General features: G+C 74.6%; 26 protein-coding genes. 22 read left to right on the top strand and 4 right to left on the bottom strand.

Translation table 11 applies throughout. From position 1 onward, the window contains the following. The first annotated feature begins 233 nt into the window (after positions 1-233). From ACFVVA_RS18375 to ACFVVA_RS18305, 15 genes are all read left to right on the top strand, one after another. Positions 234-1445, top strand: coding sequence for an aminotransferase class I/II-fold pyridoxal phosphate-dependent enzyme (locus ACFVVA_RS18375; RefSeq protein WP_387690695.1), 1212 nt, complete (start codon positions 234-236; stop codon positions 1443-1445). A 73-nt stretch (positions 1446-1518) separates the two neighbouring features. Further along, on the top strand, positions 1519-2754 hold the full coding sequence (locus ACFVVA_RS18370) for a beta-ketoacyl-[acyl-carrier-protein] synthase family protein (RefSeq protein ID WP_387690693.1): 1236 nt from the start codon (positions 1519-1521) through the stop codon (positions 2752-2754). After that, positions 2751-3611 carry a MaoC/PaaZ C-terminal domain-containing protein gene (locus ACFVVA_RS18365; RefSeq protein ID WP_387690691.1) on the top strand — a complete coding sequence of 287 codons (861 nt, stop codon included), beginning with the start codon at positions 2751-2753 and terminating at the stop codon, positions 3609-3611. The genes ACFVVA_RS18370 and ACFVVA_RS18365 overlap by 4 nt, the downstream gene beginning before the upstream one ends. A gap of 5 nt (positions 3612-3616) precedes the next feature. Next, complete coding sequence (locus ACFVVA_RS18360) at positions 3617-5215, top strand: AMP-binding protein (protein WP_387690689.1); 1599 nt, start codon at positions 3617-3619, stop codon at positions 5213-5215. Positions 5216-5275: 60 nt separating this feature from the next. Beyond that, complete coding sequence (locus tag ACFVVA_RS18355) at positions 5276-5557, top strand: acyl carrier protein (RefSeq protein WP_387690687.1); 282 nt, start codon at positions 5276-5278, stop codon at positions 5555-5557. 5 nt (positions 5558-5562) lie between these two features. Next, positions 5563-6675 (top strand): hypothetical protein, encoded by a 1113-nt coding sequence (locus ACFVVA_RS18350; protein WP_387690686.1) that lies wholly within the window; start codon positions 5563-5565, stop codon positions 6673-6675. Then, positions 6668-7552 (top strand): tryptophan synthase subunit alpha, encoded by an 885-nt coding sequence (trpA, locus tag ACFVVA_RS18345; protein ID WP_387690684.1) that lies wholly within the window; start codon positions 6668-6670, stop codon positions 7550-7552. Before ACFVVA_RS18350 ends, trpA begins: the two co-directional genes overlap by 8 nt. Then, positions 7546-7920 carry an ectoine synthase gene (locus ACFVVA_RS18340; protein WP_387690682.1) on the top strand — a complete coding sequence of 125 codons (375 nt, stop codon included), beginning with the start codon at positions 7546-7548 and terminating at the stop codon, positions 7918-7920. The genes trpA and ACFVVA_RS18340 overlap by 7 nt, the downstream gene beginning before the upstream one ends. A 190-nt stretch (positions 7921-8110) precedes the next feature. Then, the gene (locus ACFVVA_RS18335) at positions 8111-9256 is read left to right on the top strand and encodes an acyl-CoA dehydrogenase family protein (RefSeq protein WP_359911892.1); all 1146 of its coding nucleotides are present in this window, start codon (positions 8111-8113) and stop codon (positions 9254-9256) included. Continuing rightward, the gene (locus tag ACFVVA_RS18330; RefSeq protein ID WP_387690680.1) at positions 9253-9990 is read left to right on the top strand and encodes an N-(5'-phosphoribosyl)anthranilate isomerase; all 738 of its coding nucleotides are present in this window, start codon (positions 9253-9255) and stop codon (positions 9988-9990) included. Before ACFVVA_RS18335 ends, ACFVVA_RS18330 begins: the two co-directional genes overlap by 4 nt. Beyond that, positions 9987-10688 carry an indole-3-glycerol-phosphate synthase gene (locus ACFVVA_RS18325; protein ID WP_380546407.1) on the top strand — a complete coding sequence of 234 codons (702 nt, stop codon included), beginning with the start codon at positions 9987-9989 and terminating at the stop codon, positions 10686-10688. Before ACFVVA_RS18330 ends, ACFVVA_RS18325 begins: the two co-directional genes overlap by 4 nt. Next, complete coding sequence (locus ACFVVA_RS18320) at positions 10685-11653, top strand: alpha/beta hydrolase (RefSeq protein WP_387690678.1); 969 nt, start codon at positions 10685-10687, stop codon at positions 11651-11653. Before ACFVVA_RS18325 ends, ACFVVA_RS18320 begins: the two co-directional genes overlap by 4 nt. A gap of 207 nt (positions 11654-11860) precedes the next feature. Then, positions 11861-12655, top strand: a complete 795-nt coding sequence (locus ACFVVA_RS18315) for an MBL fold metallo-hydrolase (protein WP_387690676.1) — start codon at positions 11861-11863, stop codon at positions 12653-12655. Positions 12656-12769: 114 nt separating this feature from the next. Then, positions 12770-13447, top strand: coding sequence for an NAD(P)H-binding protein (locus ACFVVA_RS18310; protein WP_387690674.1), 678 nt, complete (start codon positions 12770-12772; stop codon positions 13445-13447). Between the two features lie 403 nt (positions 13448-13850). Beyond that, the gene (locus tag ACFVVA_RS18305; protein ID WP_387690672.1) at positions 13851-14768 is read left to right on the top strand and encodes a hypothetical protein; all 918 of its coding nucleotides are present in this window, start codon (positions 13851-13853) and stop codon (positions 14766-14768) included. 136 nt (positions 14769-14904) lie between these two features. On the opposite strand, the gene ACFVVA_RS18300 is transcribed toward ACFVVA_RS18305, so the two are convergent. Beyond that, entirely contained in the window at positions 14905-15387 is a 483-nt protein-coding gene (locus ACFVVA_RS18300; RefSeq protein WP_387690670.1) for a nuclear transport factor 2 family protein, read from the bottom strand. A 409-nt stretch (positions 15388-15796) separates the two neighbouring features. Here ACFVVA_RS18300 and ACFVVA_RS18295 point away from each other — a divergent pair, with 409 nt between their 5' ends. Further along, positions 15797-17269, top strand: a complete 1473-nt coding sequence (locus ACFVVA_RS18295; RefSeq protein ID WP_387690669.1) for a hypothetical protein — start codon at positions 15797-15799, stop codon at positions 17267-17269. Between the two features lie 48 nt (positions 17270-17317). Here the strand turns inward: ACFVVA_RS18295 and ACFVVA_RS18290 are convergent, their stop codons facing one another. Together ACFVVA_RS18290 and ACFVVA_RS18285 are read right to left on the bottom strand one after the other, a co-directional pair. Further along, positions 17318-17833 (bottom strand): hypothetical protein, encoded by a 516-nt coding sequence (locus ACFVVA_RS18290; protein WP_387690667.1) that lies wholly within the window; start codon positions 17831-17833, stop codon positions 17318-17320. Between the two features lie 300 nt (positions 17834-18133). Beyond that, a complete protein-coding gene (locus ACFVVA_RS18285) occupies positions 18134-18598 on the bottom strand; it encodes an NUDIX hydrolase (RefSeq protein ID WP_387690742.1) in 465 nt (154 codons plus the stop codon). 842 nt (positions 18599-19440) lie between these two features. Here ACFVVA_RS18285 and ACFVVA_RS18280 point away from each other — a divergent pair. The 6 genes from ACFVVA_RS18280 (at position 19441) to ACFVVA_RS18255 (ending at position 24250) form a co-directional block, all read left to right on the top strand. Beyond that, complete coding sequence (locus tag ACFVVA_RS18280) at positions 19441-20724, top strand: Ig-like domain repeat protein (protein ID WP_387690665.1); 1284 nt, start codon at positions 19441-19443, stop codon at positions 20722-20724. 341 nt (positions 20725-21065) lie between these two features. After that, positions 21066-21446 (top strand): ferrous iron transport protein A, encoded by a 381-nt coding sequence (locus ACFVVA_RS18275; RefSeq protein ID WP_387690664.1) that lies wholly within the window; start codon positions 21066-21068, stop codon positions 21444-21446. A 40-nt stretch (positions 21447-21486) separates the two neighbouring features. Continuing rightward, on the top strand, positions 21487-22044 hold the full coding sequence (locus ACFVVA_RS18270; protein ID WP_387690662.1) for a MarR family winged helix-turn-helix transcriptional regulator: 558 nt from the start codon (positions 21487-21489) through the stop codon (positions 22042-22044). Then, the gene (locus ACFVVA_RS18265; RefSeq protein ID WP_387690660.1) at positions 22041-22883 is read left to right on the top strand and encodes an ATP-binding cassette domain-containing protein; all 843 of its coding nucleotides are present in this window, start codon (positions 22041-22043) and stop codon (positions 22881-22883) included. Before ACFVVA_RS18270 ends, ACFVVA_RS18265 begins: the two co-directional genes overlap by 4 nt. Continuing rightward, complete coding sequence (locus ACFVVA_RS18260) at positions 22843-23709, top strand: ABC transporter permease (RefSeq protein WP_387690658.1); 867 nt, start codon at positions 22843-22845, stop codon at positions 23707-23709. Before ACFVVA_RS18265 ends, ACFVVA_RS18260 begins: the two co-directional genes overlap by 41 nt. Positions 23710-23923: 214 nt before the next feature. After that, on the top strand, positions 23924-24250 hold the full coding sequence (locus ACFVVA_RS18255) for a hypothetical protein (RefSeq protein WP_387690656.1): 327 nt from the start codon (positions 23924-23926) through the stop codon (positions 24248-24250). A 138-nt stretch (positions 24251-24388) separates the two neighbouring features. Here the strand turns inward: ACFVVA_RS18255 and ACFVVA_RS18250 are convergent, their stop codons facing one another. Beyond that, entirely contained in the window at positions 24389-25117 is a 729-nt protein-coding gene (locus ACFVVA_RS18250; RefSeq protein WP_387690655.1) for an SDR family oxidoreductase, read from the bottom strand. Positions 25118-25306 lie beyond the last annotated feature (189 nt).

Here is a 25306-nt window from a genome sequence, read left to right as displayed (position 1 = left end):
ATGCGTCGTGGACGCAAGGTTTCTGCACGTCAGAGCGTTCCCGCAGGCCAGGAAAGCAGCTATTGCGGACGCCTTGCGCATCCTGCCGTAGAAATGTAGCCATCCTTGAGCACCCCGCGTGAAGGCTTCGAGAAAACACCCCCGCAGCAACCCCGGGCCCCCGCCCCCGCGGACGGGAAGCCGAATGCCCGCGAAAGCCGTGAAAACCGTGACGCCGTGAAGGAGAAACGCCCGTGAACGCCACCGGAGCATGGAACCGCCTGGAGCCGAAGCTCGCCGCAACCAACGCCCGCGTGGCCGCACTGGAGTCCGACCCCTCCCGGCGCAACAGCTTCGTCGCCTACACCATGGAACGCGACAGCGCCTACTGCGACCTCGACGGCGAGCGCCTGCTCATGATGTCCGGCTACAGCTACCTCGGCCTGGCCGGCGACGAACGCGTCGTGGCCGCCGCCAAGGCCGCCGTCGACGTCTACGGCACCGGCAACCACGGCGTACGGGCCCTGGCCGGCACCATCCCCCTGCACGAGGAACTGGAGGCCGAGGTCGCCCGCTTCGCCCGCCGCGAACGCGCCCTCGTCTTCGGCTCCGGCTACGCCGCCAACGTCGGCACCGTCGGCGCCCTCGTCGGCGCCGGCGACACCGTCCTGATCGACAAGTACGACCACGCCTCCATCGTCGACGGCTGCCGCCTCTCCGGCGCCACCGTCACCCGCTTCCGCCACAACGACGTCGACCACCTCGAACGCCGCCTCAAGGCCGCCGCCCCCACCGGCGTACGCCTGGTCATCGTCGACAGCGTCTACTCCATGGACGGCGACATCGCCCCGCTGCCCGAACTGCGCGAGGTCTGCGACCGCTACGACGCCCTGCTCATGGTCGACGAGGCCCACGCCCTGGGCGTCATCGGCAAAACCGGCGGCGGCATCGAGGAACACTTCGACCACAAGGTCCGCGTCGACGTCAAACTCGGCACCCTCTCCAAGGCCATCCCCTCCATGGGCGGCTGGGTCGCCGGCAGCCACGACCTCATCGGCCACCTGCGCTACGCCGCCCGCCCGTTCCTGTTCTCCGCCGCCCTCGGCCCCGCCCAGACCGGCGCCGCCCTGGAATCCCTGCGCATCCTGCGCCGCGAGCCCGAACGCGTCACCCACACCCAGACCCAGGCCCGACGCCTGCGCCAACGCCTCAACGACGCCGGCATCTCCACCATGCACTCCACCACCGCCGTCCTGCCCGTCATCGCCGGCAGCGACGACGCCGCCTACGACTACGCCACCGCCTGCCGCAAGGCCGGCGTCATCGGCCTGCCCGTCGTCACCCCCGCCGTCCCCAACGACCTCGCCCGGCTGCGCATCGCGGTCACCGCCCGCCACACCGCCGCCGACATCGACTTCGCCGCCGAGGCGTTCCTGACCGCCGCCGCCCAGACCGGCCTGATCTGACCGGCCCCGCCCCCACACCCCCCATTTCCCCCACCGCCGGGCTGCCCGCGTGCAGCGCGAAGGAGACGAAGCCATGGCCCCCCACCACCGGCCCCCGATCGCCGTCACCGGCCTCGGCGTGGTCAGCCCCGCCGGCCACAGCGTCGAGGACCTGTGGCGCACCGTCGCCTCCGGACGCTCCACCGCCACCGCCCTGACCGACCCCGCCCTGGCCCGCCACCGGGTACGCCTGGGCTGCCGCGTCACCGACCCGCCCGACACCGACCAGCTGCCCGCCAAGGACGCCCGCCGCCTGGACCCCTTCGCCCGCTACGGCACCCTCGCCGCACTCGCCGCCCACGCCGACGCCGGCCACCCCGAGCCCGAACCCGGGCGCAGCGCCGTCGTGGTCGGCACCGCCGTGGGCGGACGCACCACCAGCGACCGCGAGTCCGCGCTGTACACCCGGCACGGCCCGCTGCGCGTCTCCCCGCTGATGCCGCTGGTCACCATGCCCAACGCCGCCGCCGCCCAGATCGCCATGCGCCTGCACTGGAGCGGCCCGGCACTGACCATCGCCACCACCTGCGCCTCCAGCGCGGACGCGATCGGCCACGCGGCACTGCTGCTGGAGAGCGGACGCGCCGACGTGGTGATCGCCGGCGGCTGCGAGGCCACCTTGACCCCCGTCACCCTGGCCGCGTTCGGCAACCTCGGCGCGCACTCCCTGCGCAACGACGAACCCGCCCGCGCCTCACGGCCCTTCGACGCCGACCGCGACGGCTTCGTGATGGGCGAGGGCGCCGGCTTCCTCGTCCTGGAACGCCTGGACGACGCCCGCGCCCGCCGCCGCACCCCCTACGCGCTGCTCGCCGGGTACGGGGCGAGCGCGGACGCCTACCACCTGTCCAACCCGCGCCCCGACGGCGCCGGCGCCGTCGCCGCGATGCGCGCCGCCCTCGCCGACGCGGGCCTGGCCCCCGGCGACATCGCCCACGTCAACGCCCACGGCACCTCCACCGTGCACAACGACCGGGCCGAGGCCGCCGCCCTGCGCGCCGTGTTCGGCCCCCACGGCGTGCCGGTCACCTCCACCAAGGGCGCCATCGGCCACCTGATCGGCGCCGCCGGAGCCGTCGAGCTGATCACCGCCATCGAGGCCATGAACGAGCGCACCGTCCCTCCCACCGCCAACCACGAGAAGACCGAAGAGGGCCTGGACCTCGACGTCGTGCACACCGCGCCGCGCCCGATCCGCGCCGGCGCGGCCCTGTCCAACTCGTTCGGCTTCGGCGGCCACAACACGACCCTGGTGGTGACCCCGCTATGACCCCGCCCACGACCGCACCCGCCGCCCCCTGCGCGGCGGTGGGACCCGTCTCGCGCACCCGCCTGCACATCCGCGCGCAGGACCTGACGGCCTACCGCGCCGCCGCCCGCGCCCACCTGGGCGCCCCGCGGCGCGACGGGGCCAGCCCCGCCCACCCCTTCGTCGCCGCCCACGCCCTCGCCCAGCACACCGTCACCGCCCTGACCGCCGGCGACCCGGGCTTCACCGGCGTGGTCCACCTCGCCCAGGAGATCCGCACCCACGCCCCCCTCACCCCCGGCGACCTCGACATCACCGTCGAGGTCACCGCGGTGCGCCGCGAGGCCCGCGGCACCCGCCTGGCCCTGACCACCCGCCTCACCGACGCCGCCACCGCCGCCCCCGTCGCCGACCTCGCCACCGCCGCCCTCCTGCTGGGCGCCACCCGCACCGAACCCCACGGCACCCTGCCCGCCGCCGCCCACCCCGGCACCGCCCCCGACGGCACCGGCCACCTCTCCACCCACGTCCTGAGCGCCGCCGACACCACCGCCTACGCCCACGCCTCCGGCGACCTCAACCCCATCCACCTCGACGAGGACGCCGCCAGGGCGGCCGGCTTCCCCACCGCCATCGCCCACGGCATGCACCTCGTCGCCCTGGCCGCCGAACGGATCACCGACCTGCACGCCGACGGCGACCCCGCCCGCGTCACCGCGCTCGGCGCCCGCTTCGCCGCCCCCACCGTGCCCGGCACCGAACTGCGCCTGACCCTGCAGCCCCACGACCGGGGCACCGTGGTGCGCTTCACCGTCGCCACCGACACCGGCACCGCCGTCAAGGCCGGCTGGGCGCGCATCGCACCGGCGGGGGAGTGAACCCCGTGACCACGAACCCCACCGCCACGAACCCCGCGACCGCCACCGGCGCGAACGCGACGGGCGCGACGACCGCCACGAACCCCGTGACCGCCACGGGCGCGACGGCAGTCACGGGCGCGACGGGCGCGCCGCCGGCGCCGCTGGCGCTGCCCGACGCGTTCACCGCCCACGCCCGCACCCGCCCCACCGCCCCGGCCCTGCTGTGGCACGAGGACACCGTCACCTACGGCGAGCTCGCCGAGGCCGCCGAGGCCGAACGCGCCCGCCTGAGGACCCTGCCGCTGGCGCCGGGGGAGCCGGTGGGCCTGTACGCCGTCAAGTCGCCCGGTGCGATCGCCCTGGTGCTGGCCTGCCTGATGGAACGCCGGCCCTTCCTGCTGCCCTCCCCGCAGCTCGCCCCCGCCCTGCTGGCCGCCCTCTTCGCCCAGGCCGGCGCCCGGCGCCTGCTCGCCCCCCTCGGCCAGGACACCCCCGCCCTGCCCGCCCTGCCCCACCCCGCACCGGTGCCCACCCTCGCGGCCGGCACCTCCTTCATGCTCACCACCTCCGGCTCCACCGACCTGCCCAAGATCGTCCCCCTCGCCCAGTCGGCCGTGGACCGCTTCACCGCCTGGGCCCACGACACCTTCGACCTCGGGCCCGGACGCGTCGTCGCCAACTACGCGCCCCTCAACTTCGACCTCGCCCTGCTCGACGTGTGGGCCACCCTCGCCGCCGGCGGCACCTGCCTGCTCATCGACCCCGCCCACGCCCTCAACGCCCGCCACCTGCTCACCCGGCTCACCCGCCACCGCCCCCACGTGCTGCAGGCCGTCCCCCTGGCCTACGCCCTGCTCGCCCAGGCCGCCGGCCCCGGCGCCGCCGTGCTGGACAGCGTCGAGCACGCCGCGTTCACCGGCGACGCCATCGACGCCCGCACCCTGGCCGCGCTGCCCGCCCTGCTGCCGAACGCCCACCTGTACAACATCTACGGCTGCACCGAGACCAACGACAGCTTCCTGCACCGCCTGGACCGCCTGGACGCCGCGGCCGCCCTGCCCGTGCCCATCGGCGAGCCCCTGCCCGGCGTGCGCACCCTCATCACCACCGACGACGGCACCCCCCTCACCGGCCCCGGCAGCGGCGAACTCCACGTCTCCACCCCCTTCCAGGCCGCCGGCTACCTCGACCGCTCCCGCGACACCGGACGCTTCACCACCCGCCCCGAGGGCGCCGGCGAGGGACGGCGCTGGTTCCGCACCGGCGACCTCGTCACCCGCGACGACAGCGGCCGCATCCACCTCACCGGCCGCGCCGACTTCCAGGTCAAGGTCCGCGGCGTCGCCGTCAACACCGCCGAGATCGAACGCGTCCTGCTCGCCCACCCCGACGTGCAGGAGGCCGCCGTCGCCGCCGCGAGCGACCCGCTCACCGGCAAACGCCTGCACGCCGCCGTGAGGCGCGCCCCCGGCTCCACCCTCAACAGCCTCGTCCTGCGCGAGCACCTGGCCCGCAACCTGCCGCGCGCCGCCGTCCCCGAGAAGCTCGCCATCCACGACACCCCCCTGCCCAAGACCGCCACCGGCAAGGTCGACCGCAAAGCCGTCCTGCCCGCCCCCTGAAACCCCGCACCCCGTGCCACCGAACACCGACCACCCATCCACGCAAGGGAGTTGCCCGCCATGAGCAACATCGACCGGATCAAGCGGTTCCTCATCGAGGAGTTCCTGCCCGACATCACCCCCGACCAGCTCGCCGACGACCACGACCTGCTCTCCGACGGCGTCATCGACAGCCTCGGCGTCCTCAAGCTCATCGCCTGGGTCGAGGACCACTTCGCCCTGCCCGTCGACGACACCGACCTCGACCCCAACAACTTCCGCTCGGTCGCCGCCATCGACGCCTTCATCACCGAACGCCGCACCGCCGCCACCGCCGCCGCCACGGCCACCGTGGGCGGCTGACACCCGTGCACCCGGCCCTCACCGCGCTCCTCGCCGCCCGCCCCGTCGACGCCGAGGCCTGGCACTCGTGGTGGGACCAGCTCGAACACCGCACCCTGGGCCCGGCCGACACCGACCGGGCCCAGGCGGCGGCCCTGCTGGCCGGCCTCACCACCCGCCTGCCCGACCCCGACACCCTCGCCGCCCTGGTCACCACGCTCACCGAACGCACCCCCCACCCCGGCCCCGCCCACCCCCGCAGCGTCAACATCGTCGGCACCGGCGGCGGACCGGCCACCTTCAACCTCTCCACCGCCGCCGCCCTCACCGCCGCCGCCATCGGCATCCCCGTCGTCAAGACCGGCTCCCGCGCCTACACCAGCGCCGCCGGCTCCGTCGACCTCCTGGAACGCCTGGGCATCACCCTCACCTCCGGCCACGCCGCCACCGCCGACCACCTCGCCCGCCACAACATCGCCTTCGCCGGCCCCCACGTCTACCCGCCGCCCCTGACCCGCCTGGCCCGCACCCTCTACCCCCTCACCCTCAAACCCTTCGGCGCCTTCCTCAACACCCTCGGCCCCCTGCTCGCCACCGTCCCCGTCACCGCCCAGCTCACCGGCGTCTCCACCCCCGCCGCCCTCGACGCCCTGCGCCCCCTGGCCGCCCGCCTGCCCGGACGCACCGTGTGGCTGGCCCACAACCGCACCGGCGCCGACGAACTCCTGCCCTTCGCCGACAACACCCTGCACACCCCCACCGGCACCGTCCACCTGCCCGCCGGCTGCGTCGCCCCCGACACCGGCACCCTCGCCGACCTCGCCCCCCACCCCGACGACCTCACCGGCCACTTCCTGCGCGCCCTCGCCGGACAGGCCGGCACCACCGCCACCCGCACCATCGCCCTCAACGCCGCCGCCCTCGCCCTGGCCTCCGGCCGCCACACCCACTGGAACACCGCCTACACCGCCGCCCTGGACGCCCTCGCCGACGGCACCCCCCGCGCCCTGGCCGAACGCCTCGCCACCGCACCCGCCCGCCCCGCCCGCCCCGCCCGCCCCGCGCCACCGGCGCCGCCGGCCGCCGGGACCGCCGCCCCGGACCCCGCGGCCCGCCGACCGGAGGCCACCCGTGCCTGAACCCCTCTTCCCCCGGAACCGCCCCGGCCTCGCCCTGTTCCTCAACGCCGGCGACCCCGCCGACCGCCTCACCGACCTCGCCCTCATGCTCGACGAGCAGCGCGTCGACGTCCTCGAACTCGCCGTCCCCTTCCCCGACTCGCCCACCGACGGCCCCGTCATCCGCCGCTCCGCCGCCCGCGCCCTGCACGCCGGCACCACCTGGGACACCGTCCTCGCCGACCTCACCGACCTCACCCCCCGGCTGCGCCACCTCAAGGTCGTCCTGCTCGCCGACTGGAGCCACAGCCTGCGCCACCGCGACCCCGCCGCCACCGCGCGCGCCGCCACCGCCGCCGGAGCCCGCGCCCTGCTCGTCCACGCCCTGCCCCCACGCCTGCGCCCCGCCTGGCAGCAGGCCCTGCGCGACGAAGGCCTCCCGCAGGTCACCACCTGCTACCCCGCCTCCGCCCCCGACGTCCTCGCCGCCGCCGCCCGCGACGCCACCGGCGCCTACGTCTACCTCGTCGCCCACTACGGCCGCTCCGGCACCACCCCCACCACCGGCCACCGCGCCCTGGCCACCACCGTCGCCACCCTGCGCACCGCCGCCCCCGCGACCCCCGTCGCCATCGGCTTCGGCGTCAGGACCGCCGCCGACCTGGACGCCGTCACCGCCGCCGGCGCCGACGCCGCCATCGTCGGCTCCGCCGCCGTCGCCCGCCTGGAACACGCAGCCGCCCACGGCCTGGACGCCGTCACCGAACTGCGCGCCTTCCTCACCGACCTCCGCCCCGCCCGCCCCCCTCACCCGGACGCAAGAGGCGGACCCCGCACCACCGCGCACACCCCCACCACCCCCGGCACCACCACCCGAGAGGAACAACCCGCATGCTGATCCGCGACCTGGCCGACGTGAAGACCGTCGAGTGGGGCAACGGCCTGTCCCGCCGCTTCCTCGTCGAGAGCGACAACCTCGGCTACAGCCTCACCGACACCATCGTCAACGCCGGCACCAAGTCCCGCCTGGAGTACCGCAACCACCTGGAGGCCTGCTACTGCATCGCCGGCTCCGGCGAGGTCGTCGACATGGACGGCAACTCCCACCCCATCACCCCCGGACGCCTCTACGCCCTCGACGAGCACGACGCCCACTACCTGATCGCCGGCCCCCACGAGGACCTGCGCCTGGTCTGCGTCTTCTCCCCGGCCCTGCGCGGCGACGAGGTCCACCAGCTCGACGCCCACTCCTCCTCCGCCTACTAGCCACCCCGCCAGGCACCCGCGGCCAGGCACCCCCGCCAGGCACCCCGCGCCCCACCGGGGCCCGCAGCCCCCACCCACCGCCCGGGGGCCCGGGCCCCCGCACGGGCCCTGGAACCGACGTGAGCCGGCGCCACCGGGCGCCGGCCTGCCACCCCGGGCCCCGACGGCCCGGGAGGAAGGCGGCACCCCGATGATCCGCTGGAACGCCGACCAGACGGCCCTGCGCGAGGGCCTGGCCCGCTTCGGCGACGACCTCAGCGCCGGCCACATCGAAGGCGACGAACAGGCCGCCTTCTCCCACGACAAGTGGCGCCTGATCCAGAAGACCGGCATCCTCTCCCTGCCCTTCGACGAACGCCACGGCGGCCTGGGCCAGTCCCTGCTCACCACCATGTACGTCCTCGAAGGCCTCGGCCAGACCTGCCGCGACGGCGGCCTCAACTTCTCCGTCACCACCTCCATGGCCTCCACCGGCGTCCCCCTCCAGGCCTTCGGCTCACCCGCCCTCAAGGACGCCTACCTGCCCCGCATCGCCTCCGGCGACGCCATCGGCGCCCACGCCATCACCGAGTCCGAATCCGGCTCCGACGCCATGCAGATGCGCACCCGCGCCGTCCGCGACGGCGACCACTTCGTCCTCAACGGCTCCAAGACCTTCGTCTCCAACGGCCCCGTCGCCGACGTCGTCGTCGTCTACGCCCGCACCCACCCCCAGGGCGGAGCCCTCGGCGTCACCGCCTTCCTCGTCGACGCCGACACCCCCGGCCTCACCACCGGAAACCCCGTCAAGAAGATGGGCCTGCGCACCTCCCCCCTCTCCGAGCTCTACCTCGACGACGTCCGCGTCGGCGCCGACCGCGTCCTGGGCCGCGTCGGCGGCGGCTTCCTCGTCCTCGACCACGTCATGAAACGCGAGATCCTCTACACCTTCATCGTCAACACCGGCGAGATGCAGCACCGCCTCGCCCGCTGCCTCGACTACGCCAAGACCCGCATGTCCTTCGGCAAACCCATCGGCTCCTACCAGTCCGTCGCCAACAAGATCGTCGACACCAAGATCCGCCTGGAAACCGCCCGCAAGTGGCTGTACGACACCGCCCAGCGACTGGAAGCCGGCGACAACGTCACCGTCGACATGGCCATCGCCAAACTCCTCACCAGCGAATCCAACCTCGCCACCTCCCTGGCCGCCGTCCAGGTCTTCGGCGGCAACGGCTACATGTCCGAATACGGACTGGAGAAGGACGTGCGCAACGCCGTCGCCGGCACCATCTACTCCGGCAGCAACGAGATCCAGTACAACCGCATCGCCGCCATGCTCGGACTCGGCAAATGACCGCCCCCGCCGCCCCGTTCACCCCCGCCGCCCCGCTCGCCCCCACCCGCAGCGGCCACCTCAAGGTCTGCGGCGCCCGCACCCGCGCCGACCTCACCCTCCTCGCCGACACCGGCCCCACCCTGGTCGGCCTGTGGCACGGCATCCCCGGCGGCCCCGCCGAACTCGAGGCCGACCGCCTCGCCGACCTCGCCGCCACCGCCATCCGCCTGGGCCTGGAACCCGTCCTCGTCACCTTCCTCGACCACGCCCCCACCCTCGCCGCCCTCGCCCGCGCCACCGGCATCCGCTGGATCCAGCTCCACGCCTACCAGAGCCCCGCCCTCGTCGCCGAACTGCGCGAACACCTGCCCTACGCCGTCCTCGTCAAAGTCCTCCACCTCTCCCGAGGACGCTGCCTGGAGCGCGCCTTCACCGGCGCCTTCGCCCGCGCCGGCTGCGACCTGTTCCTCCTCGACACCGTCACCGACGACGGCCGCGTCGGCTCCACCGGCCAACCCCTGGACCCCGCCCACGTCCACGCCCTGCTGCCCCGCCTCACCATCCCCTTCCTCCTCGCCGGCGGCCTCAGCACCACCAACCGCGACACCTACCGCACCATCACCGACCACCCCCTCTACGCCGGCGCCGACATCGACTCCGCCGCCCGCGACCGCACCGGCCGCTTCACCCACGAGAACGTCACCGCCCTCACCCGCGCCTGGCACCCGCGCCTCCAGGAGACGACCGCATGAGCCCGAGCTTCATCGACGCGCTGCTCACCGCCGCCCGCCCCCTGGTCATGGAAGTCAAACTCCGCGACCCCCACGGCACCGACCTCCTGGGCCCGCGCACCGTCACCGACCTCGTCACCCGCTACGAACAGGCCGGCGCCCCCTGCCTGTCCGTCGTCACCGGCCGCTGGTTCGGCGGCACCCCCCGCCTGCTGCGCGAGGTCACCGCCGCCACCGAACTGCCCGTCCTGCAGAAGGACTTCCTCACCCGCCCCGCCCAACTCGAAGCCGCCCGCGCACTCGGCGCCTCCGCCGTCCTGCTCACCGCCGCCCTGCTGCCCGCCACCTCCCTCGCCCGCCTGGTCACCAGCGCCCTCGACCTCGGCCTGACCCCCTTCGTCGAGATCACCGACGAACGCGAACTCGACACCCTGCCCCGCATCGCCGACTGCGTCGTCGCCGTCAACAACAAGGACATCCGCACCCGCGAACGCGACCGCGGCGACCTCGGCCGCAGCCTGCGCCTGCTGCCCGCCCTGCGCGCGGCCGGCTGCCGCGCCCCCGTCTCCGCCTCCGCCATCACCGACCCCGCCGACGCCGCCCGCCTCCTGGACGCCGGCTACGCCGCCCTGCTCATCGGCACCTCCCTCATGCGCAACCCCGACCTCACCGGCTGGCTCGCCGACCTCGACAACGCCCGCACCGGAGTCGCCGCGTGAGAACCGACCTGCGCACCCGCTCCCTGGTCCTGGACGCCGCCGGCATCCCGCTGTCCGCCCTGGTCGCCGAACCCGAGGACCGCGCCCCCAAAGCCGTCGTCCTCGCCGTCCACGGCCGCGGCATGCGCGCCGCCTACTTCGCCGGCCCCGCCCACCCCGACACCAGCCTGCTCACCCTCGCCGCCGACCTCGGCTACACCGTCCTCGCCGTCGACCGCCCCGGCCACGGCGCCTCCGCCCACCGCCTGCCGGCCGGCCAGCTCATCGCCGACCAGGCCACCACCCTCCACGCCGCCCTCACCGACTACGCCCGCGCCCACGACACCGGCGCCGGCGTCCAACTCCTCGCCCACTCCTTCGGCGGCAAGATCGCCCTCCAACTCGCCGCCCACTGGCCCGACGACCCCCACCTGCCCCTGCTCGGCTGCGACATCTCCGGCCTCGCCCAGCACTACGCCCCCGGCGCCTGGGAGCGCCCCGACGACCTCGCCGGCGGCGGCCGCCTCAACTGGGGCCCCCTCAACCTCTACCCGCCCGGCACCTTCCACGCCGCCCGCACCCTGCTCACCCCCGTCCCCGCCCTCGAATCCCGCGAACTGGCCACCTGGCCCGCCCGCTACAGCGCCCTCGCCGCCCGCATACGCGTCCCCGTGCGCCTCACCCTCGCCGAACACGAACACTGGTGGCGCCTGGACGAGACCTCCCGCACCGCCCTGACCACCGCCTTCCCCACCGGCCTGGCCCACCTGGTCACCGCCCACCGCGCCGGCCACAACCTCTCCCTGGGCCACGCCGCCCGCCCCTACCACCTGCGCGCCCTCGCCTTCACCGACGACTGCCTCACCCGCACCGCCACCGCGCCCGCCGCACCCGCCGCACCCGCCGTGCCGGCCGCTGCCGCACCCGCCGTGCCGGCCGCCGGTGCGCCCTCCGCCGCGCCGGCCCCCGCCCTCGCCACCGTCTGACGAGGGCCCACCGACCACCTGGCGCAGGGTGGCAGGAAGGCCCCGCCGTCCCCCCGGGCAAGGGGACGGCGGGGCCCGCCCCCGCGCGCCCCCCGCGCGACGGGCACGGGAATCCCGTGCCGACCGGGCAGGTTGCAGTCGACAGCCCACGAACGGACCCCGGTCCGCCACGGGCACACCGACAACCGGCCACAGGAGGGCACACACATGAGGATCGGCGACATCGACGTCCAGGCGATCACCGACGGAACCGGCACCGAGAAGGCCGCCGACATCCTCACCCGCCCCGGCACCGACGACCCCTGGGCCTGCCACCGCCACCACCTCGAACCCGACGGCACCCTCACCCTGCCCCTGGGCGGCTTCCTCGTGCGCAGCGGACAGCGCACCGTCCTCGTCGACGCCGGAGTCGGCCCCCACGACGACGGCAAGTACCGCGGCGGCGCACTCCTCGACTCGCTCGCCGCCCACGGCGCCACCCCCGCCGACATCACCGACGTCCTGTTCACCCACCTCCACTTCGACCACGTCGGCTGGGCCTCCGTCGACGGCCGGCCCGTCTTCCCCAACGCCACCTACCGCGCCCACCGCGCCGACTGGCAGCACTTCGTCACCGGCGACTGCGCACCCCCCGAGGCCGTCGCCAAACTCGCCCCCGTCGAGGCACAACTCGAACTCTTCGACGCCGACACCACCCTCGCCCCCGGCATCGACGCCCTCCACACCCCCGGCCACACCCCCGGCACCACCGTCTACGTGCTCTCCTCCGGCGGCCGGCGCGCCCTGCTGCTCGGCGACGTCGTCCACTCCGTCGTCCAACTCGCCGAACGCGACTGGCAGGTCGTCTGGGACATCGACCCCGCCGCCGCCTCCGCCGCGCGCAACCGCATCGCCGACCGGGCCGCCGACACCGACGACCTCCTCGTCGCCGCCCACTTCCCCGGCATGCGCTTCGGCCGCGTCCTCGCCGCCGACGGCCACCGCCGCTTCGTCGCCGTCTGAACCCCCCGGCCCACGGCCCCCGCGGCCCCGCCGCGGCCCCGCCACCGCCCGGACGGCACCGGCCCGCGCGCGCCGGTGCCGTCCGGGCGGGCACCGGGCCCGTAAAGTGCCCGCATGTCCGTCGTCATCGCAGGCGGCCACGGCAGGGTCGCACTCCTGACCACCCGTCTGCTCACCGGCCGGGGCCTGCGGGTGTCCGGGATCATCCGGCGCCCCGAACAGGGCGCCGACCTCCGCGCCGCCGGCGCCCGACCACTCGTCGCCGACCTCGCCACCGCCACCCCCGAACAGCTCGCCGACCTGCTCACCGGCGCACACGCGGTGCTCTACGCCGCCGGCGCGGGCCTGGGCGACGCCCCCGGACAGGCCAACCCCGTCGACCACGACGCCGTCCTCGCCCTCGCCGACGCCGCCCACCACGCCGGGACACGCCGCTTCGTCCTCCTGTCGGCCATGGGCTCCGACCCGGCCGCGCACCACCCGGCCGACCCCCTCGTGGAGACCTTCCTGCGCGCCAAGGGCCGCGCCGACCAGGCCCTGCTCTCCCACCCGGACCTCGACAGCACCGTGGTCCGCCCCGCCTGGTTCCGCGACGGACCCGGCACCGGCCTGGTCCACCTCGCCGCACACACCGGCCCCGGCGAGATCGACCGCCCCGACGCCGCCGCCGTCCTCGCCCACCTGCTCACCGACCCCGCCACCACCCCGCGCCTGCTGGAACTCGTCTCCGGCCCCACCCCCGTCCACCAGGCCGTCGCCCACGTCGCCGCACGCTCCCTCACCGCCCACTGACCCCGCCCCGCCGGGCCCGCCCCTCCGGCCCGTACCGGCCTGGCCTTGGGCAAGTCCGCGGCGCCCACTCCCTGTTCGCCCCGTCGGCCCGTGACATCACCTCCCGGTGCCTTCCGGGGCCGCCGCCATGGGTATCCCGCCCGCTCCGCCGCGACATCCCTGCCCTGACCGTCGCGCCGACCCGCTACGGCGTCCACGGCACCGCGTGTGCGGACGGCTGCGTCAATGCCCCCGTCGCCCGGTCGCCTGTCCGTGCGTGAGGCACCTGGGGCCGGGCGGCCTGCCGACCGGCTCCCGGCGGTGCAGCGCGCCCGGTACATCCCACGGCCCGTGCCGGGCCCGGGACTTGCCGCCCGGCCCGGGCGCGCCCACACTGGGCTGACCTGTGGGGGGAGGGGGCGTCATGTGGGTGGTCCTGGTCCTTCTGGTGGGGACGGGGGCGGCGCTGGCCGCGGCCGGGGTGCGCTGCCGCCGCGCGCTGCACGAGCTGACCCGGGCCGAACGGCTCGCGGCGGGCCGGGACTTCGACCTCGACCAGGAGGAACTCGCCTGCCTGGCCGGGAACCTGGCGGAGCTGACACTCGCGGAGATGTACGCCGGGGGCCGGATCGTCGCCTCCCGCTCCGGTGACGTCACGCTGACCACGGCAGCCACGGCCACGACCGGGGACGGGGGCGGGGACGGGTTCGAGGCGGTGGCCGTGCGCTCGCTGAGGTTCACCCGCACCGGCGACATCGGGAAGCTGATCGCGTCGGTGGACTGGTCGCCGGAAGCGAATGCGCTGCGCAAGCGGCTGGCGGCCTCGGGGCTGATCGACGACAAGGAACTGGTCGAGCGGGTGCGCAAGGCCTACGGGTGGATGCCCGTGGTGCTCTTCGCGGTGGCCGCGGCGGGCGTGGCCGCCCTGGTGTGGACACTCACGCGGGACGGGAACCGGCTCGTGCCGCCGGCGGGTTTCGTCGCCCTGTTCGCGGCCGCCCTGTGGGTCAACCACCGGGTACGGCCGCCCGTGCGCCCGCTGCGCCCTCTGACCGCGCTCGGCTCCCGCGTACTCGCCGACGCCCGGACGGCCGAGCGCCGCGGGCAGGGGCCGGCGACGGTGGCCCTGGGCGGGCTGTCGGCGCTGCCCGTCGACCACGACCTGCGGATCTGCCGGGAGGCGGCCCGCGCCCGCTCGAACGCCCTCGCCCGGGCCGTGGCCGCGAGGAGCACCACCTCCTCCTCCCACAGCGGCGGCAGCGGCGGCGTGGGCCTGGGCGGCGGCTGCGGCGGCGCGTCCTGCGGGGGAGGCTGCGGAGGGGGCTGCGGCGGCGGCCTCTGACCGGGGAGGCGCCCCGCCGCCCGGGACGCGTCCCGGTTCGCAGCACGGTCCGGACACCGGCCCGGACACCGGTGCGTACGCCCGGCCGGCCGTGGAATCCTGGGCGCAGCCGGACATCCGATGCCGCAATAGTGCGTCATGAGTCGTGTGATGCCTCCGGGGCGGGGAGTCGCTCGGTGTCGGCGCCGAAGGGGAGGAAGACGGTGCGGCCGGCGAGGAGCCAGGCGCCGTCGATCTTGCGGAAGGTGTCCTCGTAGTGGCCGACATTGGCCGGGAGCCTGGGCTCGATCATTCCGCCCGCGTAGCCGTCGACCCGGTACGTCGTCAGGTACGAGACGGCCCGCGCCGTCGTCTCGGACTCCACCGTGACCAGGATGTTTGTCATCAGACGACGTGACAGCCTGTCCGCCGGGCGGGAGGCGAAGTAACAGCGCAGGGCCTCGCGTCCCTCGATGCGCCGGTCCCCGTACGGCCAGTGCCAGAAGCCGTCCGAGGTGAACAGCTCGGCCACCGAGCTCGGGTCACCGAGGTCGAGGCGGTGGATGAAGTCCACGATGATGCGCTCGCAGGCACGTTCCGCGAGCATCCGCTCGACCTGGGGAATGATCTTGTCGTCCATGCCGCTTTCTATCAGCACCAACAGGCTCCAGGGCAACGAGTTTTCCGCATCAGCCCTGGCAGAGAGCGCTCTTCGCTCCCCGCCCTCTCCAGTCGATCAGCCGCATCACCCTCAGCGGATCACCGTCCCAGGCCTGAGCCCTGTTCGATTCCCAACCGTGGCTGATGCTGCTCGGAGGCTTGAAAACAGGTACTGACCGGGGCGGGAGCTCACGGCCGCGGGAGGCCTTCGGGGACGCGGCCGTTCACCAGGGCTTGCCGTCGACGGCGAATGGGATCACCCGGAACACCGTCCCCGTCGGGAACGGGCGGCCGTCCTCCTTCGCCCGGAGCATGTTCTGCTTCCCCGGCCCGGTGTGCGGGCGGGGCCCGGCGGCTGCGCACCGCAGAGCCCCTGACATCCTGGCCGGATGGACACCGACGCCCCGACCCCGGTCCACCTCGACCACGTGCTGGACGGGCTGGCCGTGAACCCCGCCCTGCCCGCCGCGATGGTCCGGCGGCTGTTCGCCCGGCGGCACGGATTCGGGGAGGTGGCCGGTCGTGCGGACCTCACCGAGGACATGATCGAGGAGATCGTCGCGACCGACGACCACTGGCTCCTGCACAGTCTGGCCCTCAACGACCGGCTGCCGCACCGCTTCCGCCTGCGCCTGGCCGCCCACTCGGACGAGGGGGTGCGGGCCGCGCTCGCCGTCCGTGCCGCGAGCGCACCGCGGCGGATGCTGGAGCAGCTCGTCGACGATCCGGAGCCGAAGGTCCGCGAACACCTGGCCCAGAAGGACGGCATCCCGCCCGACCTGAGGGCCCGTCTCGCCGCCGACCCCGACCCGGCGGTCCGCGCCGCGCTGGCCAAGCACTGGACGCAGGCCCCGGAGGCGGTGCGCCGGATCCTGCTCACCGACCCCGAGCCGGAGGTCCGCGCCGCCGCCTGCTCCACCTACTTCGCGCGCCTGCCGCATCCGGTACCGCCCGCGGACCTGCTGCCGGCGCTGCTGGCGGACCCGGTGACCCGGGCGGGCGCGGTGGTCCACGCCGTCCTCGACGCGGACACCGCCCGGCGGCTCGCCGAGGACCCGGACGCCGGCGTGCGCGCCGAACTCGCCCGCCGTCCCGACCTGCCGTCGGCGCTGCGCGCGGCCCTGGCCGTCGATCCGGCCCTGAGCGTGCGGGTGAAGGTCTTCGCCCGGCCGGACACGCCGGAGCACGAGCGGGCACGGATCCACGCCTCGGTCCACGAGGCGTCGCGGTCGACGGCCGAGCCGGGCCCCGACGCCGACGACGAGGCCTTCCTGCGCTGGTACGAGAACTCCTTCGCGCCCACGGAACTACGGATCCTGCGCCTGGACTGGGTGACGGCCGACCCGCTGCCGCACCTCGACTCGCCCTACGTCTGCTTCCGGGCCTCGGCTGCCGCCGCCAAGGACCTGCCCGCCGAGGCGGTGGCCCGACTGCTCGGCGACGAGGAGGAGTTGGTCCGCCTCACCATGGCGCACTGCGCCCCGCACCTGGTCGATCCGGCGACCGCCGAGGACATCGAGCGCCGCTACAGCCGACGCGACAAGTTCACGTTCTGGTGGGACGGGGCGCAGGTCCTGCCGTTTCCCCCGCAGACCCTGCGCCGTTTCGCCACCGACCCCCAGCCCCGGCTGCGCTCCCTCGCGCCCCGCGATCCGGACCTGCCCGCGGAACTCGCCGGGCGGCTGGCCGACGACCCCGAGGAGCGTGTGCGCCGGGCCGTCGCCGCCCACCGCAACCTTCCGCTCCCATCCCTGCTGCGGCTGCTCGCCGACCCTTCCGAACACGTCGCGCGGGCCGCCGCCGCGGCGCCGTTCCTTCCCGTCGAGCACATGGAGCGGCTGCTGACCGGGGCGGGCCTGTAGCCGTCGCGGGCCCGCCGTCAGGCCCTCGGGCCCCGAGTCCCCGTCCCCTCAGGGCCTTCGGTCCGCCGGCCCCGCCTCGACCCGTCGCGGCACGCGCAGCGGCGCGAGGAACTTCTCGTTGAGGACCAGCAGCCACGCCAGCGCGATGATGCCGACGATCGGGAGCCCGAGCAGCAGCAGAAGGAAGAGGATCGGGTGCTCGTGGCTGAACGCGTCGGCGTTGAGCCCGAAGAGCGTCACGGGACCGGCGACGACCAGCGGCACCACCAGCCAGCAGAACAGGTAGGTGCGGATCACCTCGCTCGCGCGCAGCTCGGCCTCGCCGAGGAACACGTACTCGGTGGTGGTCGTCGAGCCGCCTCGTCCGGGGACGTCGACCGTCTCGCCCTCCTTGACGTAGTAGCGGCCCAGCGGCCGGATCGGCAGCATCAGCACGGTGAACCAGCGGGTGGCGAAGCACGCGCCCTGGGCGTCCACGCGGGTCTTGCCCAGCATCGTGCGCCCGAATCCGTTGACCGTGCCCAGCCGTGGTGCCGCGCGCAGCGGCCTGACCTTGTCCGGCATCCGCCCCCCTCGTCTCCTCCCGGTGACAACTCTTGACCCCAGCATGCCAGTCGCCTGCGACACCGTGCCGGGCCGGGGGCGTAGAACCCCGGCCCGGGCAGGTCACTGAAGGAACCTCAACCACTCGTCGGCCGGGCCGACTTCCCACGGGAGGCGTTCACGCGCGGCGGTGCGGGAGACGGGGGTTCGTCCGCGCGTCGCCGCCCCGAGGCAGGCGGCGACGCGCAAGTGCCCTCAGGGGGCCTGCCTTGTTCGTGGGTCGGTCGGGCGGTGGAGCAGGAAGTCGACGGGGCCGACTTCTCATGCGAGGCGTTCGGGGGCGCTGAGATGCCGGCCGTCATGGGAGCGGATGCGCGTGAGGCCGGGGCGCAGGGCATCGAGGACGCGGACGGCATAGACCTCGGCCATGCGGTCGGTGACCTCGTCGGGGGTCAGCCAGGCGATGGCGGTGGATTCGGAGGAGAGTTGTTCGGCGCCGTCCTCGGGGCGGCACCGGAACACCAGGGCGACGATGCCGCAGGTCATGTTCTTGTAGACGCCGGTGAGCCGGTCGACGCCGACCTTGAGCCCCGTCTCCTCGTGGATTTCGCGGCGCAGGCCGTCCTCGACGGTCTCGGTGAGTTCGAGGACACCGCCCGGAGGCTCCCGGGTGCCGTTGTCGGCCCGCCGGATGGCCAGCACGCGCCCGTCCTCGCGAACGACCACGCCCGCGACGGACACGGAGTGAAGCGGCATCGGGGCGGGCCGGCAGTCGTCGTGGCTCATGGACACGAGGACAGATACCTCGCCCGCCCCCTCGTCCGCATGCGCCCGCCGCCGTTCCTCGATGTGCTCGGCGAAGCGGTCGAACATACCGTTCTCCTCGCTGCGCCGCAGGTGCATCAGAGGGGAGTCGTGGCCGACGGTTCGGGCCAAGTGCGGGGTGACCAGGGCGTGTTCGTCGAATCGGAAGACGGACAGGCCGATGTGGTTCGGGCCGTCCTCCGGGGCGCTGAAGTGGGCCTCGACGCCCTGGGTGCCGGAGAGCTTGGACAGGTGCTCCAGCGTGACCCGGATCCGGGTGGACACGGTGAGGGTCACGTCCTCGATCTGCTCACGCCGGCGCGTCGTCTCGGGTGGCAGCCGGTGCGGGTCCGGGACAGGATCGCGTTCACGATCTCCCGCATGTCGTGGCGGCCCTGGTGCCCGCCGGCCGACGGGTGCTGTCCCTTCCACGCCGTGACGACCGGCCGGATCAGCTCCCGCGCCTCGTCCGGCAGGTCGCTCGGGCAGGGTCTGCGCTCACCCGTGCCCACAGCGGACCGCATCCCCGCCGAACGTCAACCCCTTGGCTTCATAGGTGAGTCGCGAGAGCGTCTGTCGCTCCGGGACGAGAGCACCCGATGCTCCGGTCGGGCGGGATCGCCGAGTTTTGAGAGCACTCGAGTGCTTGCTTCGAGACCATGATCGTGCTCTCGGAGTCGGGTGGGCCGAAAGCCGGGCCCGGGACCCACTGGTGTGAACCGACGGTGTGTCAGGCCGAATGCGGACCGCGGCCCTGGCCGAGTGATCCACAGTGGAAGGAAATCCTCCGCCGAGAGGCCCTCTGCCGTCTTCTGGAGTGGATCGTGACGTTCTCACTGTCGGATGCTGCCCGCCGGTCAGGTCCTGGTGCCGGGCATCGTGCCGGTTCGGCCGCCCGGGGCCGGGCGCTGGCCGTCGCGGCCGGCGTGTTCTGCGCCGCCGGTATCACCCCGATGTCGCTGTCCGGGACCGCCCACGCGCAGGGCACCTGTACGGTCTCGGGCCCCACCACCACCTGCACATTCGCCTTCACCGGCGCCGAGCAGACGTTCACCGTGCCCGGCGGTGTCACGCAGGTCGACGTCACGGCGACCGGCGGGGCCGGCGGCGTGGAGGACAACGGCGTCGGCGGCGGCCGGGGCGCCCAGGTGACCGGCACCCTCACCGGGCTGTCCGGCGGGCAGACCCTCTACGTCGAAGTCGGCGGCACCGCCACCGGCGGCGCCCAGTGCGCCGGTAGCGCGCAGTGCACCGGCGGCTTCAACGGCGGCGGCAGCACCCACTTCGGCGGAGGCGGCGGCGGTGCCTCCGACGTCCGCACCCAACCCGGCACCACGCCCCTCACCACCACCGACTCCCGCCTCATCGTGGCCGCGGGCGGCGGCGGAGCCGGCTGGGCCGGCCAGTGCACCGGAAGCCCGGGCGGAGACGCCGGCCAGCCGGGCACGGACGCGACCTGCAACGGAGGACACGGCGGCGGGGCGGGGACGTCCACCCAGGGCGGGGCCGGCGGCACCGGCGGCGGCGGGGTGTTCGGCGGTGGGCCCGGCACGCTCGGGGCCGGCGGCACCGGAGGCGGCCCGGGCGCCTCCCTGACCGGCGGTGCCGGCGGCGGCGGCTACTACGGCGGAGGCGGCGGCGGCAACATCAACCCCTTCATCAGTCCGAGCGGCGGCGGGGGTGGCGGAGGCGGCGGCTCGTCCCTGGTCCCCGCCGGCGGCACCGGCCCCACCGTCACCAGCTCCGCCCCGGGCATCACCATCAGCTACACCACTCCGGGCAAGCCGGTGAACACGCGCCTGATCGCGTTGCCCCAGCAGGTCCGGCTCGGGCGGCCGGTAGTGCTCGACGATCTGGTCTGCCCGGCCGGTACGGGCGCCACGACCCCGCCCACCGGCACCGTGACGTTCACCGACACCACGACCGGCACGACCCTGGGCACGGCACGCCTGATCCTCGATCTCCGAAACTGCGCCGCCGCGGGGCGCGTCGTCTTCTTCCGGACCGCCGGTGCGCACGTCATCACGGCCGTCTACAGCGGCGACTCGGTCTACCAGGGCAACAGCGCCAACCCCGAAACCCTCACGGTGACGGTGACCCCGAGCTGATGACGCCGCAGCACAACCATTAGGCACTCCCTACGGGCCCCTGCCGAACCACCCACCCGGCGGGGGCCCACACGTCCCGACCCACCGACACGCCCTCCCCGGGTGCTCTCGGTTCCCACCGACATCTCCCGGCATCTCGACCAAGAACCCTGAGAAATCGACATCCCCGGGCAGGACCCCCGGCTGCTGGCCAAGCCCCCCGTCTGCCGGCTCGGCCGCCTCGTCCTGGTCCGCAACCAGCGCGGCGACGTCCTGCCGGTCGACCCGGACTGCATGGACGGCATGAGAACTCACCGATTAACCGGTGGCTTTTCCGGCGCCCGTGCGTGGAAGCTGAGCGCATGAGCGTCGACCCGTCCTCCGACACCGCACACACCCGGGACCAGGACCGGGACCAGGACCAGGACCGGGACAGGGCGGCCGTCGAACGGATCCTGGGCCGCCCCCTGAACCGCGACTGGCCCGCCGGGGCACTGCCCCCGGGCACCCGGGTCACCGTGGTCCGCGACCCGCAGTGGGACGGGCCGTGGCAGGTGGAGTTCACGGGCACCATCGACCCGATGGGGGCGCCGGAGCCCGCCGGCAACCAGCGGGCCGAGGGCGAACTGGCCTACTGGGTCGTCTTCGACGCACCGCAGTACGACAGTGCCGGCGACGGCCCCTACCGCAAGGCCCAGATCTGGGCCCGCCACCTGCGCAGCGCACCGGAAACGGGCGCGTGACCCTCGACGGATAGCTCTCACTGAGAGCTAAAATGAGGGTATGACCGCGACAGAGCCGCAGACGCTCGACGTCGCGCCGGCGGACGAGTTCTCCGCCCTCCTCGTCGGCATCCAGCGACTGGTCCGCCGCCGCCTGCGGCAGACGATGGACGAACCCCGCCTGCGCGGCGCCCAGGTCGAACTGCTGCGCCTGGTGACGGAAACCCCCGGACTGCGCGTCTCCGAGGCCGCCGAGGAGCTGTGCCTGGCCGGCAACTCGGTGTCCACCCTCGTCAACCAGCTCGTCGCCCTCGGCCTGCTGCGCCGCGAGACCGACCCCGCCGACCGCAGGGCCGCCCTCCTGCACGCCACCCCCGAGGCCGTCGAGCGGATCGAGGCCTGGCGCCGGCGCCGCCGCGCGCTGATGGAGGACGTCGTCGCCGGCCTGCCCGCCGACCGGCGCGAGGCCCTGGCCGCCGCCCTGCCCGCCCTGCGGCAGGTCGCCGAAGGCCTGCGCACCCTGCCCGCAGCACCCGTTACGCCCGCAGGACCCGCCGGATCCGCTGCGCCCGCAGCACCTGCAGCACCCGGAGGAGCCTGCGGGGAGGAGGAGCCATGAGCACCGAGGACGCGGTGGTGTGCCAGGGCCTGGAGTACGTCTTCCGCCACGGCCGCGGCAGGACCACCCGGGCCGTCGACCGGATCGACCTGACCGTGCGCACCGGCGAGGTGTTCGGCCTGCTCGGCCCCAACGGCGCCGGCAAGACCACCACCATCCGCGCGATCACCACCCTGCTGCCCGTCGGCTCCGGCATGGTCCGCGTCTTCGGCCACGACGCCACCCGCCACCCCATGCAGGTGCGCCGCCTGCTCGGCTACGTCCCCCAGCAGCTGTCCGCCGACGCCGGGCTGACCGGACGCGAGAACGTCGCCCTGTTCGCCCGCGTCTTCGACGTCCCGCGCGCCGAACGCGCCCGCCGCGTCGCCCAGGCGCTGGCCGCCGTCGACCTCACCGAGGCCGCCGAGCGGATGGCCGCCACCTACTCCGGCGGCATGGTGCGCCGCCTCGAACTCGCCCAGGCCCTGGTCAGCGCCCCGCGCCTGCTCGTCCTGGACGAACCCACCATCGGCCTGGACCCGATCGCCCGCACCGGCGTGTGGGAACGCGTGGACGCCGTACGCGCCGCCACCGGCATGACCGTCCTGGTCACCACCCACTACATGGACGAGGCCGACCGCCACTGCGACCGCATCGCCCTCATGGACCGCGGCCGCATCCGCGCGCTCGGCACCCCCGCCGAGCTCAAGGAGCAGGTCCACCGGGCCGACCCGGCCCGGCCGGACCCCACCCTCGACGACGTCTTCCGCCACTTCGCCGGCCGGCAACTGGCCGACGCGACCGAAGGAGACTTCAGCGATGTCCGCCGAACCCGCCGCACCGCGGGCCGCGTCGGCTGAATCCGCCGGCGCCGCCGACCCCGACCTGTCCCTGCTGCTGGTGCCCCCGCGCGCCCGCACCGGCTGGCGCCTGGTGCCCGCCCGCATCGGCGCGATGTGCGCCGTCGAACTGCAGAAGCTGCGCCACGACCGCACCGAGCTGTACACCCGGGCGGTCCAGCCGGCGCTGTGGCTGCTGATCTTCGGCCAGACCTTCACCCGCCTCAAGGCGATCCCCACCGGCGGCATCCCGTACCTGGACTTCCTCGCGCCCGGCATCATCGCCCAGTCCGCGATGTTCATCGCGATCTTCTACGGCATCATGATCATCTGGGAGCGGGACTCCGGAGTCCTCACCAAACTGCTGGTCACCCCGACCCCGCGCGCCGCCCTGGTCACCGGCAAGGCCTTCGCCGCCGGGGTGAAGGCCGTCCTGCAGGCCGCGGTGGTGGTGCTGATCGCCGCCGCCCTCGGCGTCGCCATGACCTGGAACCCGCTGCGGCTGCTCGGCGTCGTCGCCGCCGTCCTGCTCGGCTCGGCGTTCTTCTCCTGCCTGTCGATGGCCATCGCCGGGATCGTGCTCACCCGCGACCGCCTGATGGGCATCGGCCAGGCCATCACCATGCCGCTGTTCTTCGCCTCCAACGCCCTCTACCCGATCGCCCTGATGCCCGGCTGGCTCCAGGCCGTCAGCAAGGCCAACCCGCTCAGCTACCAGGTCGACGCGCTGCGCGGCCTGCTCATCGGCACCCCCTCCCACCTGCCCCTGGACTTCGCCGTCCTCGCCTTCGCCACCCTCCTCGGCATCGCCGCCTCCTCCGCCCTCCTCGGGCGCCTCGCACGCTAGGAGGGGAGGAGGGCAGGAGGGCAGGAGGGAACGGACCCCGGACCTGACGGCGTCCCGGGCCACGGCACCGGAAACCCGGTGACAAGCGCGCGCCGCACCGGGAGACTTCCTCCCGACAGGCCGACAGGCCGACAGGCCGACAGGCCGGCAGAACGGCAGAGCGGCAGGCGGACGGGCCGCCGGGCCGCCGGGCCGAACACCGGGAGGCAGCACCGTGGCACTGGCCAGGAAGGGCGCGCGCCGCATCGTCGTCGACGGCACGGCGTACCGCTGGCGCGTCACCAAGCAGCACTGGTGCTGCGACTACGAGGGCAGCACCCTGGGCTACGCGGTGGAGGACGCCGCCCACCCCGCGACGACGCTCGTCGTGGACACCGGCCGGCCCACCCGGCACACCCCGGACGCGGTGCCCGCCCACGTGGTCATGCCGCGGGAGGTCGCCGCGGGCATCCGGACCGCGCGCACCGAGGGCTGGACGCCCACCGCCGACGGGTCGCCCTTCAGACTGCGCCTGTCCGCCGCCGGACCACCGGCCGCCTGACGGGGGCCGGTGGTCCGGCCTGCCGCGCACGCCGCGTCGCCGGGACCGTCGCCACGTCCACGTCCACGTCCACGTCCGCGTCCGCGTCCGCGCCCGTGTTGGTGCGGCCCCCAGGTGTGCGGGGCCCGGGCGCGCGGGTCAGGAGAGCCAGTCGGCGTAGCGGGTGGGGGCGAGGCGGGCGCGCGGGTCGGTCAGGACGTCCCCCTTGACGACGGCGAACATGCCGGCGGTGGGGTCGGTGACGACGGTACGGCTGTCGCCCTTGCGGGACAGGGTGATGCGTCCCAGCTCGTCCAGGGGGAAGATCTCGGGGCCCGCGACGTTGCGGATGCCGCCCAGCGGGGCGCCCGCCGCGACCTCCGCCACCGCACGGGCCACGTCCGCGGAGGCGATCGGCTGGACCGGCGTGGCGGGCAACCGGACGGTGTCGCCGTCGGCGGTCCAGGACAGGACGGCGTCCACGAAGTCCATGAACTGCGTCGCCCGGACGATCGAGTAGGGGATCGGCCCGGCCGTGAGGATGTCCTCCTGGAGCACCTTGGCGCGGTAGTAGGCCAGCTCCGGCACCTGGTCCACGCCGACGATCGAGAGGATGACGAAGTGGCCGACGCCACCGTCGCGGGCCGCGGCCAGAAGGTTCTCCATCGAGGTCCGGAAGAAGTCGAGGGAGGCCTCGTCGAAGGTCGGGGAGTTCGTCAGGTTGACGACGACGTCGGCCCCCGCCACCGCCTCGGTCAGGCCCCGGCCGCTGATGACGTCGGCTCCGGTGGACTTGGAGTGCGGTACCGCCTCGTGCCCGGCGGCGTTCAGATCTTCGACGACCTGCGAGCCGATCAGCCCGGTACCGCCGATGACCGCGAACCTCATGACATGCCTTCCGTCGGGACCATGTCCGCAATATGGCATATGAACCCCGGGCGGGCCTGGCGTGCGCCCACCCGGGCGGGCCGTTCGCCGCGGTCGCGGGAACCGGGCGGGGAACGGCGGCGGCGCCGGCCTGCGGTGGCGGCCCGTGGTGGCGTCGGGCGGTGGCGTCGGGCGGTAAATCCCTTTGCC

Origin of the sequence: Kitasatospora sp. NPDC058048 (assembly GCF_042885555.1) — a bacterium.
Classification (GTDB): Bacteria; Actinomycetota; Actinomycetes; order Streptomycetales; family Streptomycetaceae; genus Kitasatospora; species Kitasatospora lactacystinica.
This window is presented reverse-complemented; position numbering and strand designations above follow the sequence as displayed.

Bases quoted from the DNA above. Each gene is read 5' to 3' on its own strand.
- ACFVVA_RS18265 (WP_387690660.1), top strand. From the start codon at position 22,041: ATGAGCACCGAGGACGCGGTGGTGTGCCAGGGCCTGGAGTACGTCTTC.
- ACFVVA_RS18270 (WP_387690662.1), top strand. From the start codon at position 21,487: ATGACCGCGACAGAGCCGCAGACGCTCGACGTCGCGCCGGCGGACGAG.
- ACFVVA_RS18305 (WP_387690672.1), top strand. From the start codon at position 13,851: ATGTGGGTGGTCCTGGTCCTTCTGGTGGGGACGGGGGCGGCGCTGGCC.
- ACFVVA_RS18285 (WP_387690742.1), bottom strand. From the start codon at position 18,598: ATGAGCCACGACGACTGCCGGCCCGCCCCGATGCCGCTTCACTCCGTG.
- ACFVVA_RS18295 (WP_387690669.1), top strand. From the start codon at position 15,797: ATGGACACCGACGCCCCGACCCCGGTCCACCTCGACCACGTGCTGGAC.
- ACFVVA_RS18250 (WP_387690655.1), bottom strand. From the start codon at position 25,117: ATGAGGTTCGCGGTCATCGGCGGTACCGGGCTGATCGGCTCGCAGGTC.
- ACFVVA_RS18290 (WP_387690667.1), bottom strand. From the start codon at position 17,833: ATGCCGGACAAGGTCAGGCCGCTGCGCGCGGCACCACGGCTGGGCACG.
- ACFVVA_RS18355 (WP_387690687.1), top strand. From the start codon at position 5,276: ATGAGCAACATCGACCGGATCAAGCGGTTCCTCATCGAGGAGTTCCTG.
- ACFVVA_RS18340 (WP_387690682.1), top strand. From the start codon at position 7,546: ATGCTGATCCGCGACCTGGCCGACGTGAAGACCGTCGAGTGGGGCAAC.
- ACFVVA_RS18330 (WP_387690680.1), top strand. From the start codon at position 9,253: ATGACCGCCCCCGCCGCCCCGTTCACCCCCGCCGCCCCGCTCGCCCCC.
- ACFVVA_RS18275 (WP_387690664.1), top strand. From the start codon at position 21,066: ATGAGCGTCGACCCGTCCTCCGACACCGCACACACCCGGGACCAGGAC.
- ACFVVA_RS18370 (WP_387690693.1), top strand. From the start codon at position 1,519: ATGGCCCCCCACCACCGGCCCCCGATCGCCGTCACCGGCCTCGGCGTG.
- ACFVVA_RS18260 (WP_387690658.1), top strand. From the start codon at position 22,843: ATGTCCGCCGAACCCGCCGCACCGCGGGCCGCGTCGGCTGAATCCGCC.
- ACFVVA_RS18325 (WP_380546407.1), top strand. From the start codon at position 9,987: ATGAGCCCGAGCTTCATCGACGCGCTGCTCACCGCCGCCCGCCCCCTG.
- ACFVVA_RS18310 (WP_387690674.1), top strand. From the start codon at position 12,770: ATGTCCGTCGTCATCGCAGGCGGCCACGGCAGGGTCGCACTCCTGACC.
- ACFVVA_RS18300 (WP_387690670.1), bottom strand. From the start codon at position 15,387: ATGGACGACAAGATCATTCCCCAGGTCGAGCGGATGCTCGCGGAACGT.
- ACFVVA_RS18315 (WP_387690676.1), top strand. From the start codon at position 11,861: ATGAGGATCGGCGACATCGACGTCCAGGCGATCACCGACGGAACCGGC.
- ACFVVA_RS18365 (WP_387690691.1), top strand. From the start codon at position 2,751: ATGACCCCGCCCACGACCGCACCCGCCGCCCCCTGCGCGGCGGTGGGA.
- ACFVVA_RS18335 (WP_359911892.1), top strand. From the start codon at position 8,111: ATGATCCGCTGGAACGCCGACCAGACGGCCCTGCGCGAGGGCCTGGCC.